General features: G+C 56.4%; 14 protein-coding genes. 10 read left to right on the top strand and 4 right to left on the bottom strand.

Features of this window, described 5'->3' with window-relative positions:
- The 4 genes from EIK79_RS09860 to EIK79_RS09845 all read left to right on the top strand — a co-directional run.
- Positions 1-1,049 (top strand): MBL fold metallo-hydrolase (locus EIK79_RS09860; RefSeq protein WP_233738077.1); only part of this gene is annotated, 1,049 nt, incomplete at its 5' end.
- A gap of 51 nt (positions 1,050-1,100) precedes the next feature.
- Complete coding sequence (locus EIK79_RS09855; RefSeq protein ID WP_124954944.1) at positions 1,101-1,793, top strand: HAD family hydrolase; 693 nt, start codon at positions 1,101-1,103, stop codon at positions 1,791-1,793.
- Positions 1,794-1,886: 93 nt separating this feature from the next.
- The gene (locus EIK79_RS09850; protein WP_124954943.1) at positions 1,887-2,537 is read left to right on the top strand and encodes a helix-turn-helix domain-containing protein; all 651 of its coding nucleotides are present in this window, start codon (positions 1,887-1,889) and stop codon (positions 2,535-2,537) included.
- Between the two features lie 69 nt (positions 2,538-2,606).
- On the top strand, positions 2,607-2,867 hold the full coding sequence (locus tag EIK79_RS09845) for an MTH865 family protein (RefSeq protein WP_124954942.1): 261 nt from the start codon (positions 2,607-2,609) through the stop codon (positions 2,865-2,867).
- 36 nt (positions 2,868-2,903) lie between these two features.
- Here EIK79_RS09845 and EIK79_RS09840 read toward each other — a convergent pair whose 3' ends face one another.
- Both EIK79_RS09840 and EIK79_RS09835 read right to left on the bottom strand, forming a co-directional pair.
- A complete protein-coding gene (locus tag EIK79_RS09840; RefSeq protein WP_185715581.1) occupies positions 2,904-4,481 on the bottom strand; it encodes a type IV secretory system conjugative DNA transfer family protein in 1,578 nt (525 codons plus the stop codon).
- A 596-nt stretch (positions 4,482-5,077) separates the two neighbouring features.
- Positions 5,078-5,608: an SCP2 sterol-binding domain-containing protein gene (locus EIK79_RS09835; RefSeq protein WP_124954940.1), complete on the bottom strand. Its 531-nt coding sequence runs from the start codon at positions 5,606-5,608 to the stop codon at positions 5,078-5,080.
- A gap of 216 nt (positions 5,609-5,824) precedes the next feature.
- Here EIK79_RS09835 and EIK79_RS09830 point away from each other — a divergent pair, with 216 nt between their 5' ends.
- From EIK79_RS09830 to EIK79_RS09805, 6 genes are all read left to right on the top strand, one after another.
- Positions 5,825-6,601, top strand: a complete 777-nt coding sequence (locus EIK79_RS09830) for an SDR family NAD(P)-dependent oxidoreductase (protein ID WP_124954939.1) — start codon at positions 5,825-5,827, stop codon at positions 6,599-6,601.
- Positions 6,602-6,759: 158 nt separating this feature from the next.
- Positions 6,760-7,332, top strand: a complete 573-nt coding sequence (locus tag EIK79_RS09825; RefSeq protein ID WP_124954938.1) for an SCP2 sterol-binding domain-containing protein — start codon at positions 6,760-6,762, stop codon at positions 7,330-7,332.
- Between the two features lies 1 nt (position 7,333).
- Entirely contained in the window at positions 7,334-8,542 is a 1,209-nt protein-coding gene (locus tag EIK79_RS09820; protein WP_124954937.1) for an acyl-CoA dehydrogenase family protein, read from the top strand.
- Positions 8,543-8,671: 129 nt separating this feature from the next.
- On the top strand, positions 8,672-9,283 hold the full coding sequence (sod, locus tag EIK79_RS09815; RefSeq protein WP_124954936.1) for a superoxide dismutase: 612 nt from the start codon (positions 8,672-8,674) through the stop codon (positions 9,281-9,283).
- A gap of 70 nt (positions 9,284-9,353) precedes the next feature.
- Positions 9,354-9,617: a DUF5827 family protein gene (locus tag EIK79_RS09810; protein WP_124954935.1), complete on the top strand. Its 264-nt coding sequence runs from the start codon at positions 9,354-9,356 to the stop codon at positions 9,615-9,617.
- Position 9,618: 1 nt separating this feature from the next.
- Positions 9,619-10,431: an ATPase gene (locus EIK79_RS09805; protein WP_124954934.1), complete on the top strand. Its 813-nt coding sequence runs from the start codon at positions 9,619-9,621 to the stop codon at positions 10,429-10,431.
- Here the strand turns inward: EIK79_RS09805 and EIK79_RS09800 are convergent.
- The gene (locus EIK79_RS09800; RefSeq protein WP_124954933.1) at positions 10,428-11,012 is read right to left on the bottom strand and encodes an MBL fold metallo-hydrolase; all 585 of its coding nucleotides are present in this window, start codon (positions 11,010-11,012) and stop codon (positions 10,428-10,430) included. The genes EIK79_RS09805 and EIK79_RS09800 overlap by 4 nt on opposite strands.
- Before the next feature lie 188 nt (positions 11,013-11,200).
- Complete coding sequence (locus EIK79_RS09795) at positions 11,201-12,853, bottom strand: right-handed parallel beta-helix repeat-containing protein (protein ID WP_124954932.1); 1,653 nt, start codon at positions 12,851-12,853, stop codon at positions 11,201-11,203.
- Positions 12,854-12,941 lie beyond the last annotated feature (88 nt).

The raw sequence follows: 12,941 nt of genomic DNA, 5'->3' as shown, positions 1-12,941 counted from the left end.
AAAAAAAGTGGGACGCCAGCCTTATTCTCATGCTCCGGGATGTATCGGTAATGGTGTCGCGTGAGCGAACTGTTCCGATCCACCGGATCGAATACGATGTTGATTGGCCGCCAGAACACGTCGCCAGCTATCTGATCGGTTGTGAACAACCGGTGTTGATCGACGCCGGCATGCCTGGATCGGACGGACGAGAACGACTGCACGAGACGCTCGCTACCCACGGATACGATCTCGACGACATCGAACACCTCGTTGTCACCCATCCCCACGTAGATCATATCGGACAGGTGGCAGAAATCGTCGAGACGGCCGCACCGACGGTGTACGCACCAGCCGGCGTCCGAACGCGATTCGACCGTGACCTCGAAGAACTCGAAGCCACGGTCCGGGAAAACGCACGCACTGCAGGGTTCCCGGAGGCAAAATGCGACGTGTTGGTCGAAAATGCCGTCGAATCACTCCAGCGAAACCGTACACTGTTGGCTCCGGAAGCCGTTGACGTATGGGTCAACGGCGGTGACACTGTCGAGATCGGTGGAACGGTCGTTGATGTGCTCCACACGCCAGGCCACCAAGCGGACCACTGTTGTTACCGCCTGGAATTGAACGGGGAGAACGTGCTCATCTCCGGTGATATGGTCATCGAACCGTTTCGCTCGGTGCTCCTCCACACAGGGTTGGATCAAGGCGTCGAACAGGCGGTTGCGGGGTTCTATACGGCTCTCGATCGGATCGCTGCGTTCGACATCGATCGGGTGTATCCCGGACACGGAGCGGTCCACACCGATTTCGAAGCTACACTTGAACGCGACCGCGACAGTCTCGATCGAACGCTCGAAAAAACCGTGGATACAGTGCGCGAAGAGCGTGGGGATGGAACGAAAACACAGTCAGCGATGACGGCAGCGGATGTCGTTACTGAGCGTATCGGTGACCGTGATACAACCTATATCACAGTAGAGGTGGTGGCGGCACTGTCGTACCTCCACTCTGTAGACCGGGTTCACGCGGCCGAGGAGAACGGCGTGCGACAGTACGTTCCAGAGTGATTCCGAAAAGGACGTGAGACCGTCACACGAGATATCATACGATCACCACTAATGACTGAATACGAGGGGATATTCTTCGACATCGGCGGGGTTATCCTCAATCTCACCTCAGTACAAGCAGGCCACGTCGACTTCCTGACCCGAGTGGCCGAGCAGGAAGGCATCGAAAACGTAGAGGCGTTCATTGAGGAGTGGCGTTCAACACTCGGGACGTATTTCCGAGAGCGGGACGGCACCGAATTCCGGCGGGCGAAGACGGGCTATCAACGCGCCGTCGACACAGCGGTCGGATACGAGCTACCGGAATCGGAGTGGATGCCGGCGTTCGAGGCTGCGAGTGCGGCCTGCTTAGAGCCGAATCCCGCCGCAACCGAGACGATCCGAACGCTCGATCGTGCGGGGATGTATCTCGGTATCGTCTCCGACATCGATACGTGGGAAGCAAAATCGATGCTCGCGCAGTTCGACCTCATTGATCGGTTCGATCACGTCACCACCTCCGAAGAAGCCGGCCGGACCAAACCTGATCCGGCGATCTTCGAAACAGCACTCAAGAAGGCACCTGTCGAACCTGAGCAGTGTCTGTACGTAGGCGATCGCTACGAACACGACATGAAAGGTGGCAGTCAGGCCGGGGTTGTCACAGTCGCCTACGGCGGCAGTGCCACAGAACACGCCGACAGTGCTGCCGTCGATTACGTAATTAACAACCTCAGTGGGCTGTGTGATCTCGTCGGCGTCTGAGACAGTCGAAGCCGAGATGGCAGCGTACGGTGGATAGTTCCCCTGATATTCCGGGTCGAAGGTATATACGTCTCGGAAGTAGTATCGTGTGCTATGAGGTACATTACATTCGTTATCATTCCACCGGACGGGGGGTTGACCGACACCGATCGGGCGTTCGGAACCGCGCCGAACATCACGCGTCGATCGATCCAACACATCAATCTCCTCGCGGACGAAACAGCGGTCGTCATCTTCGAATTGGATGGTGAGATCAGCGCAGCCGAGACGATCCTCGACACCGAATCCGAAGTGCTAGAGTACAACGTCACTGAAACGCGCGAGAGCCACCACGTGTACATCCACTTGGAGACGAACGAAATCATTTCGGAGCTGCTCACTATCCCGAACGAATACGAGCTCGTTGTTGATACGCCGATGGTGTACACCCACCGCGGCGGACTCCGAGTGACGATCATCGGTGAGGAAACAGTGTTTCGGGAAGCGATGCCGGAGATTCCGGCTTCACTTCGGTTCAAGCTCGAACAGCTCGGAGAGTATGAACCGACTACCGAGCGGTTGTTTTCGCTACTCACGGATCGACAGCAGGAGATCCTAACGGAAGCCATCCAGCAGGGATATTATGAAGTCCCTCGACAAGTCACCCATCAGGATGTCGCTGAATCGCTCGATTGCTCGGGGGGAACCGTCGGGGAACACCTCCGAAAAATCGAAGCGAAACTTCTCAACGAAATCACGCCCTGAACTCGACTTAATACCACGGGTATCAAAGGCAGTGAAACTACAGGTTGCGATTCGGTACGAACGGTCACAATGGTCGACAAAAACGACCTCAGACAGCAGCTTACCGACGCGTTCGTGGACGCGGATTATCCCGTTAATAGCCCCATGGACCTCGTTCCGGCGCTGCCGAACGGGCCAGCAACGACGTTCGAATCCGGTGACGTAAGTTTCACCGCGATGGAGCTCAACGCAAAGGCCGGGAGCAAACAATCGTTCCCATACGATAGCGTCGACACGCTCGTCAACGACATCATGGATGGACTCGAAGACGAGGGCTATCTAAACGAGTAACGACGCCCGACAGAGATCGCTGGTTGCAAAGAGCAGCTATCGTTCCCCGCTACTTTCGAGCTGTGGTGGGGATTCGTCGGCTGCTTCGAGTTGTGGCTGGGATTGCTGTCCGGGGAGCCGTCTTCGGACGCGTTCCCGAAGGCCAAGCCGATCGGTGGGGAGCAAGCGACCTTCAATATCCTCAAGAAGGTAGAGACGGCCGCGTTGGCGTCCAGACGGAGTATGAACGATACCCCGTCCGGCTTCGAAGTTCTGGAGCGTGTCCTCCCCGATCGGATAATCTTCGAACACCCGTTTATCGTTTTCATCGATTTCAACAAACCACTCATCTTCGTCGTCGGGACCAACGTTTCGCTCGACGCGTTCGCGGCCGATCCGTTTGCGACAGTATTCGACCGACCCTTGCCCGACTCGGAGGTGAATCTCTTGGGCCAGTCCGCTGAGGAGGCTCTCGGCTTTGTCTTTGCCGTAGGTATCGTGCAATTGCGGTATTGCCTGTACACCCAAGATGGCATAGCAGTTGTACGCCCGACCCGCGTTGACTAAGCGTTCAAGCATGTCCAGTTCCGGCAACGCCGCGAACTCATCTAGAATGTAATAGGAAGAACGCTCGTCTTCCAACCCGAACCGGATGCTCCAATCGATCAACAACCTGAAGATGGCTTGAACCGACGAAGACTGTTGGATCGGAAAGTCCAATACAAGGATCTTCCCGCGTGGATCAGCCATGTACTCGCGCACCGAGAACGTCCCTGCTTCGCTGAAATCACCGCGAAAGACCGCAGAAACCCGTTCTTCGAGGATCGACACGATGTTGCTGCTCGCTTCGACGCCTTCTGGAAGGTGCTTTTTCGAAGAAAGCTCCTCGGTCTCAAAGGCATTGCGAAGAAGATCAACATCGGCGTCCTGTAAAAACGTCACAAGATCCTCGTTTGTCGGTGCAGGACCATCGGAATCGTGCCAGAACAGTCGAAGCACGTCCGCGAGGACTTGCGTGGCAGCATTGGTGAAGTAGTCGTCATCGGTTTCGGTCCCAGAAAAGATCGCTTGTGCAATCTCGTCGCAGTCACCGTCTTCTTCGATCTCTCGGAAAACGTTCCACTCGATCGTCGAGTCACGCGAGGAGAGTTTGATGATGTCCTTCGAATCGAAAAACGTCTGATAATCCTGTTTGTAATCGAAGACGACGAACGCTTCATCTGGGTCGGCTTGGAGTTGGTGGGCAAGGACCCGGATCGCCTCGGTTTTCCCGCTACCGGTTTCGCCAAGGACGAGGACTGAGCGATCCATTTCCAGTTGGACTGCTCGCTTCGATCCAGGGGGATCCCCGTGGCGTTCGCCCGATTCCGTTAGTGGAGCCAACATGATATCTTCATAGAGTTGGTGGCGGAGTTGGTACTCCGTCCGCCCGAAACGCCAGTACAGGAGCAGTAGACCACCGCCGCCGAAGAGCACCACCGGATCGAAGACCACGCCCAGAAAGACCGAGGACTCCAGTCGGCCGATAGCGACTTCCTTACCAATGCGCACTGGGACCAGCCACACCGTCATTCCGAACCACGGGAGCGCGATTGCACAGAAACAGAGGAGCATGCCCCAGTATTTGAGGCGCATCCGAAACTGCAGTAGTATCCAATCGTATCCCCATTTGAATCGATCGCTAATGATCTGGCTGAAATGATACAATCGTTCGGTTATAGCACTACTCCAAGACTCGTGGTTGTCCGGTTCAGACCTATTATTATTATTATCCAACATATGGATTCTATGGGTGGCGGATAGTCGTCTACGAAGATTCTGCAGAGCAGGCACGCAGCGACCGCTTGAAACGTACACTGTCGAGGACCTCAGCGCATCAAACAAGACACCAGTACGCATCCGCACGCGTCTCACACACTCCATCGATCGTCGTACTCATACGTGTTGGGTCTGTCATTCATAGCTCACCTCGATCCGGTCGGTCGGTCTCGTTCGGAGGAGATCCCGGTCGACTGTACAATGATTCATACCGGATTGTCCCGGGATACTATTATATTAGTTTCGATGTTCTTAAAAACCAGACGGAGACAGAGATGGTAGCTTGACGCACGAGATCCCGGTCGTCGCACAGCAACGAGTCCCACGAACGCTATACCGGCCACTCACAATCAAAAAGCCACCAACTCGTGGAACCACACCAATCTGAAATACAATACGATAAGCGGAGATGGTTAGAACTTTTCGTCAGCGAACTCCGCATCGATACTCGAAGCGACCTCGGTGAGTTGGACCGCAGCGTCGGAGTACTGAAGCACCTTCTGCATGTCACCGTCCAGTTCGAAATCGCCCCCCATCAGGCCGTCGATGACGCCCAACTCCTGACGCAACAAGGCTTTCCACGTGTCAGTGTCAGCGCTCAAGTAAAACCCGTTTTCGACCGCGTCTTCGCTTTCGATGAGATAACACTCAGAACAGCCGCCATCTTCGAGAGCGATGTACGCTTGTCCGACGTACCCGCGGTCACTTGTTTCCGTGACGTACGTTTCGAGTTCATCCTGAAGATACTCCGGCATCGCGTCGATATCCATCTCGTCGATGGGCATGTCAGTCATCTCGAAGATGAAATCGCCATCGAAATCGACGCCCCACCCCTCGCTCGCTTCTTGATACTCCTCGTCTTCGTCGACACGCGTTCCGTACTCGACAAACCACGCCTGGCTCGGAAAGAGCATCGGGTCTGGATCGTAATCCACATCGACCATTACGTCCGACAGAAACCTCGCGGCTGGTATAAATCTATCTCGGGATATGTACGTCGGTTTAAAACCCCTCGGGGGGATGACGCCCAATCGAACAAGGGAAATGGACCGGTAGTACACACACCCACGAGCGGCAGCAGTGGTCTCGGCGGTCGGTATAAGCAACCGCGTATTCGGCAGGGAAAGTATTAGTCAGTCATCCTCTAATCGTTCGCCGTAATGGATTTTGGACTCGACGACAAGACGGCCCTCGTGACGGGCGGTGCCGGACGGATTGGGAGCGAAGACTGCCGTGTGCTCGCAGAGGAGGGCGCGGAGGTGGTCGTCCTCGACGTGAAAGAGGACGCCGCCCAAGACGTGGCAGACGGGATTGAAGAAGATGGCGGGACCGCCCACGCGGTCGAGTGTGACCTCACGGACAGAGACGATGTGAGTGCAACCGTCGGCGCGCTCCGAGAGGAAACCGGCGGAATCGACATCCTCATCAACAACGCAGGGATGGTCGACGCCCGTGCTCGAATGCAAGATTTCGAGGACGACACCTGGGATCGGGACATGTCGATCAATGTTACCGGCACGTACAACATCACTCACGAGGTGTTCCCAGGGATGTGTGAGCGCGAATGGGGGCGGATTATCAACATGTCATCGATAACTGGCATTCAGGGCGGGTTCGGACAGGCGTCGTACGCCACCACGAAAGCCGCACTGATCGGTCTCGGGAAGACGCTCGCGCTCGAAGGCGCACAGAGCGGCGTCACCTGCAACGTTGTGGCACCGAACATCGTCGTCGGCGCGCTCGCTGATCTTCCGATCGAACAGCTCGAACAGGTCGATGAGCATTTCGCTCGCATCGCGAAGGCGACCCCGATGCGAAAGCTCGGTAAGGAAGAAGACGTATCGAACCTCATCGCCTTTCTGTGCAGCGAACAGGCCGAATACATCACCGGACAGGTTGTCGGCGTCACCGGTGGCGTCGATCTATTCAGTTTCTGAGCGAATCAATTCAGGGCGGCGCCTGTTCTCGTGGCTTGTAACCGGCGGTTGAATGAGTGCTGGATCGTTCCGACAACCGGCAAAACAACGCATATAAACACCCTCCTATCCGATGAGACAGATCCATTCTGGTTTCGGTGGTACTGTGAGACACGACAATGGTAGACGACGAACTCGTCCAACGGATCGAGGAATCGTTTGAGACAGACGACGAAGCGCTCGAAGAAGAGCTTCCGGGGCTTCTCGCAGACATCGAGGGACAATCCGACGAGTTGGTGCGCGAGCAGCCCGAAATCGTCTCGAAAATCCTGAACCGCATGAGCGAGATGGATATCGCGTCGTTCGTCTCGGAGAACCCAGAGACCGCAGATCAGTTTCAGGACCTACTCTGGTCCGGTGTGCGCGTCCTCGCAGAGGGCAACGAGGAAGTCCAACAGCAGATCAACGAGGACATCACCGTCAATTTCGAAGCCGACAACTGCCCGATGACGGGTCACGTGGAAGTTGACAAGTCCGAATCGACCGTGACGGGCGGAGCGGGCGTACTCGACGATCCCGACATCGCGATCACCGGCCCGGCGGACGTACTCGTTGGACTCATTACCGGAACCGTTGACCCGATTCAGGGATTCATGCAACAGCAATATCAGATGGACGGACCGGTCCAGAAGGGCACCCGACTGGCACCGATCATGAACACGCTGTCCGAACAGGCCCAAGTCGATCAGTGAGATGCGCTTAACTGACGAACAAAAGGCGTTTCGGGCCGATCTCCGTGGATACTTACAGGAGAACGTCGAGCCAGTCGTCGACGAACTGGACCGAAACGGACCGATGGATCGTGACACGTTGATGGGCTTTATCACCGATCTACGGGAGTTGGGTGTCGGGTTCGATCCCGACATCGCACCCGACTTTTTCGGTGACGTGTGGAAGTTCATGCTCACTGCGGAGGAGATCAGCTACGTCTGGCCCAGCCTGAACGTCGGCTTGATGATGTCGTTCCCCTCCGTGTTCGTGCGCTTTGCCGCCGAGGAAACCCGTGAGGCGATGCTCCCAAAGCTCGAAACCGGCGAGTGTCTGGGAAGTCTCGCAGTCACAGAACCGAGTGGCGGCAGCGACACCGCTCGGCCGCGAACGACCGCCCGCAAAGACGGCGATGAATTCGTGATCGACGGCCAGAAGACGTGGGTCGGAAACGCCCATTACGCGGACGTGTGTCTGGTGGTCGCCCACGACGAATCGACGGGCGCACAGGACATGTTCCTCGTCGATCGGGAAAACGCCTCGTTCGAAACCGAGGAACTCGATAAGCTCGGCTGGAAGGGTGTTTCGAACGCGAAGATAACCTTCGATTCAGTTCGCGTCCCGGCGGACAATCGACTGTCAAACATCTTCAGCAACGCCATCATGGAAGGCTACGACATGAACGAGATCGTTCCGTTTCCCGAGAGCGTCACACAACTGTTCTTCGAACAGAAACCGCTCAACGCGACGTTCTCGTTCATGCGAACCGGGATGTCCTTCATGGCTGTTGGCATCATGCAGGCTGCCATGGATGAAGCACTCGCCTACGCGACCGAACGGGAGACGTTCGAAAAGCCGATCGCACAACACCAACTCGTCCAAGAGAAACTGTACGACATGAAATCAGGACTCGAAACGTCCAGACAGCTGTCACGTCGGGCGGCCGAACTGCTCGAATCCGGCGATCCTGACGCCCGGCTCATGTCGTCACTGGCGAAAGGCTACACCTCAGAAACCAGCAAGCAGGTAGCTGACGACGCACTCCAAGTGTTCGGAGCGGAAGGCCTCAAGCCGGAGAACCGTCTGGAACGCTACTACCGGGACGCACGGGTCATGACTATCCCTGATGGAACGACCGAAATCCAAAAGCTCATCGTCGGATCGGAACTCACCGACATGAGCGCGTACCACTGAGACCGACCCATCAAATACTAACGATCGTTCAGAATTAATTATTTATACTGGAATTATTTCTATTATTTTCGGATCGATACTCAAGATTTAACAGCCACCCCGTAGATGATTGCTCTGAGGCGAAAGACAATGGCTGAACGTTCAAATCCAGAGCTGCCATCGCTACCGTACGACTACACTGCGCTCGAACCGCATATCTCCGAGCAGGTGCTTACTTGGCACCACGACACCCATCATCAGGGGTACGTAAACGGGTTAGAGAGTGCTGAAGAAGAGTTGGCGCAGAACCGTGCAGACGGTGATTTCTCCACAACCGGCGGCGCATTGTCGAACGTCACCCACAACGGCTGTGGACATTATCTTCACACCATGTTTTGGGAGAACATGTCTCCAGACGGTGGGGGAACTCCGGAGGGTGCGCTCGCAGACCGCATTGAGGAGGATTTCGGGTCGTATGAGGGGTGGAAAGGCGAGTTCGAGGCTGCTGGAACCGCTGCCAGCGGCTGGGCGCTGTTAGTGTACGATCCCGTCGCAAAGCAGTTGCGAAATCTCAGGGTCAACAGGCACGATCAGGGTGCGCTGTGGGGTGCACACCCAATCCTTGCGCTCGACGTGTGGGAACACTCCTACTACTACGATTACGGACCAGACCGTGGCTCGTTCATCGACGCCTTTTTCGAGGTCATCGACTGGACCAACGTTTCAGAGCAGTACACGAAGGTCGTATCGACATACGAGTAACGTTCCTATCGTTTTTCTTCCGGCTGACGGGATCAAGCGGCTTTAGTTCTGGGAGACTGTCTGCACCGATATGCCTCGTCCAAAAGAAGCGTTCGAAGGTACACAGCCACTTACGTTCAAATCACCGGAGGAGGTGCTTGAGGAGGAGACGATGTACACCACGTACGAGATCGCTCGATTGCTACAGGGACTCGATCCTAGAGTTGAACTCGACGTTGAGACTGAATCTGTGTTGTTAGATTGGGCCATCCCGTGGATGATGGTCAACGCTGAATCGTTCGTCTTCGCCGCCCCCGAATCCGATGATGAACCCGGATACTACGGACTCAAGTGAGATGCAACTGCTCGTCGCAGGCAGCACGAGGGTCGACGCGGGAAAGACGACGTTCTCGGTCGGACTGCTCGACCACGTCGGCGGAACCGGATTCAAGCCCCGTGCTGGCAATGACTACTGGTTCGATCACGACGATTACCGTCATGCCACGACAGCGGGCCGGCTCTACGGAAAGGATGCTCGTCGGCTTGCAGCCGTAAACGACGACCGCTCACCCGAGACGATCAACCCGATCCACCGGTTGTGGCAGCCCTCACCCGGTCCGAACGAAGGGCTGTTAGGTCGTACTGATCGAGAATTCGTCGTCGATCGGGTGGGGTGGGACGATCCCACCTACGTCGTGAACGACACCGTCGAACTGCCAGCGTCAATTACTACGCGGCTCCCACTGGAATCGGCCATCCGTGTCGCGTCGGTTGCGGAGTTCAACGAGGTGATGAACCGCGTTCACCTCCCGGCACTAAAACAGATCAGCGACCGGATCGAGACGACCGATCGATCCGTGATCGAATCCTACGGCGCAATCGCTCGTCCACTCACGACGCTGGAACCCGACGCGGTTGCGGTCGTCGAACCGGGGATCGTGCGGATGTACGACGGCGCGCGGTACGCGAAGGCGTGTGCGGTCGCCAGCGGAAGCGCACGAGAGGGACGGCTCGAAGTACCAGTCGATCGGGTACTTAATCTCATTGAACAGCAAGCGACCGTCGAACTCCCAGCACTCGATAGCGAAACGCGAGCTGATTCCGAACGGATCGCAAACGCGTACGCACCGGCGTACGACGCGCTGTGTACGACGGCACGGGAATCCTAATACATCTCCGCCGCTTGGCGCGCCAGTTCGATGTGGCGGTACGGATCGGAGCGTACGCTCTGGCCGTGTCCGGTGTGCATCTCCGACAACGAGGAATCGGTTGTGTCGAGAACGCGGTCGATGCTCCGGACGAGCTGTTCACGATCGCCTTCATCGAGATCCGTGCGTCCGAAGCTTCCACCCGCAAAAACGAGATCACCTGCGAACAGAATTCCCGGATCGGCTGCATACAAACAGAGATGGTCGTTTTTGTGACCCGGCGTGTGTAACGCGGTGTACGTGTGATCACCCAACTGGACACGCTCGCCGTCATCGATCGCGTTATCGACACCGGTCTGTTCGGTGTCAAACCCCCACGCAGAAACGCCAAAGGACGATTTTACCTCCGAAAGATTGCCGACGTGATCGGGATGGGTATGGGTGAGCACGACCGCGTCGATGTCTGGTACGTGGTCACGAATCCGGGCGGGCGCGTCGAATTCATTTCCAGGATCCACGACGACTGTGCGTTCTCCTGGTAGGAGAAACGCGTTGCTGGTAAACCCCTGTACCCCACGCGCGAGATTCGTGATTTCCGTCATACAGTCAGTACTGTAGGTGGCTGTTTGTGTATATCGATCGCTCAACAAGGGTATAATCGCGGTCACCGTCGATACGAACGGTAACTCACACGGCCGAGCTGAGGCAACGCCCCCCGACTGTATCCGGATGGGGTTCCCTCGTATATTTATAAAATATCTGAATAATCGTTGCTATCAGTGGGGTACCGTTACTTGTACTGATTGCCACTGGTTGCAACGTTCGAACCAGAGATACCCTGGTAGAGGGTGTTGTTAATGAGCTCAGCAGCACCTTCGACGACTTTGACAGCGACATCGCCGTTGTAGGCACCGGCAGTGATCTCACGAACGCTGACATCGCTTCCCTCAATAGTGAGTGGACGACCGCTCGAAGCGTACTCTCCACCTTTGACGAGAACGTTGTCAGAGAAGATCCCGAGCGCACGACGGTGATCGCCCGCTGGCAGATCGACATCGAGGTCGTGGAACTCACACCCATCACGTTCACAGTAGATCGCGTTGCGACCACCGCTTTCACCGGTTGCCTCGCCTTTGAGAGTGAGATCTTTGACGATGACCGGGATATCGCCTTCACTGATCTGTAGCGCCTGACCGGGGTGGTTGTGGGTGATGGAACAGCCTTCAACGAGGATCTCTCCGGCACCCTTACGGATGGCGAGCGAGTCGACACTGTCTCTGGCGTCGTTGTCCTCAGTGACGATTTCGGTGTTCTTGATCACCGCCGATTCGACCGGCTCCCGAGCGAAGATCGCGTGCCCATTCGGCTGAGGCATCTCGATGAGACAATCCGAGATCGTGATATTGCTCCCGCCGTCGAGACGAATGCCGTGTTGGCCATCGTCGAGAGGACGGTTCTGATCGATAACGATGTGTGCTCCATACACGCCGCTGTTGTCCCCCGTAATCCGGATGTTCCCGGACTTGCAGTTCTGGAATCGACCACCCTTGACCACAACCTGTCCAGGGCTGTTGGAATCGTACACACCGTTGTCAGGGAACGCACCGATGACACAGTCGACAAGCTCGATGTGACCGCTGTGGTACGGCGACAGAAGGAACGCGGTCGGCCCCCATTCGACAGTGGGCATCGCGTCTTGTGAAGTGTTCTTCGTGAACACACCTCCCTCGGGTATTTCGACGTTCCGTACGATGCCGTAACCATCGGAGCCGACGATGTCGACGTGCATCGGTCCCCACGTGCCACCGTCGTGAACGCCCTCGAAGGTAATGTTCTCAGCGATCAGTCCGTCGGAAACCGACATATCGAACGCACGCAGGCCGGTGTTCGGTGCGGAGTAATCGACCGTGAAGTTCTTGACCTCAAGGTTTCGTCCCGGATTGTACCGCACGCCCAGTTTGAACATCCGGGCCTCACTCTTGTATTCGTCCGCTGGAGCCGGCACGAGCGTGGCATTGTTACCGATCATGCCGAAGTTCTCGAAGCCGGTAAGCCGAACCAGCTCATCCACGTAGTAACGCCCTTCCGGGAACTTGAGTAGCGTGTCGTCGCCAGCCAACTTCTGAATCACGGAAGAAATCGATTTCCCTCCGGTGTTGTCTGCTCCCGCTTCGACGACGTTGATAACTTCATCGTACTCGATATCCGGTTCCGACTCGGACTCCGGCGCCTCGGTCTGAAGCTCGACCTCGTCCGTGGATGCCTTTTTCAGATCCACGTCCTGGTCGATATCGCCCGCATCCTGCCGCGAGCAGGACGACGCTGCGGCCGTCCCCGACACCGAAAGCGATGCTGCTGCAGCCCCGGTCGTTCCGAGGAACGATCGGCGGCTGACGCCTGGTGACAGACGCGACAGTGTACTGGCCTCTTCTCTCTCTGGCATAGTCCATTGGGATCACGGGAGTACTCTACAAAATAACTTACTATATCGATCAGCCATCTGCCAGACAACTACGGGCCAGCAGCCAAAA

Origin of the sequence: Halocatena pleomorpha (assembly GCF_003862495.1) — an archaeon.
Classification (GTDB): Archaea; Halobacteriota; Halobacteria; order Halobacteriales; family Haloarculaceae; genus Halocatena; species Halocatena pleomorpha.
The sequence above is the reverse complement of the archived record's forward strand: the minus strand, read 5'-3'. Positions and strand labels throughout refer to the sequence as shown.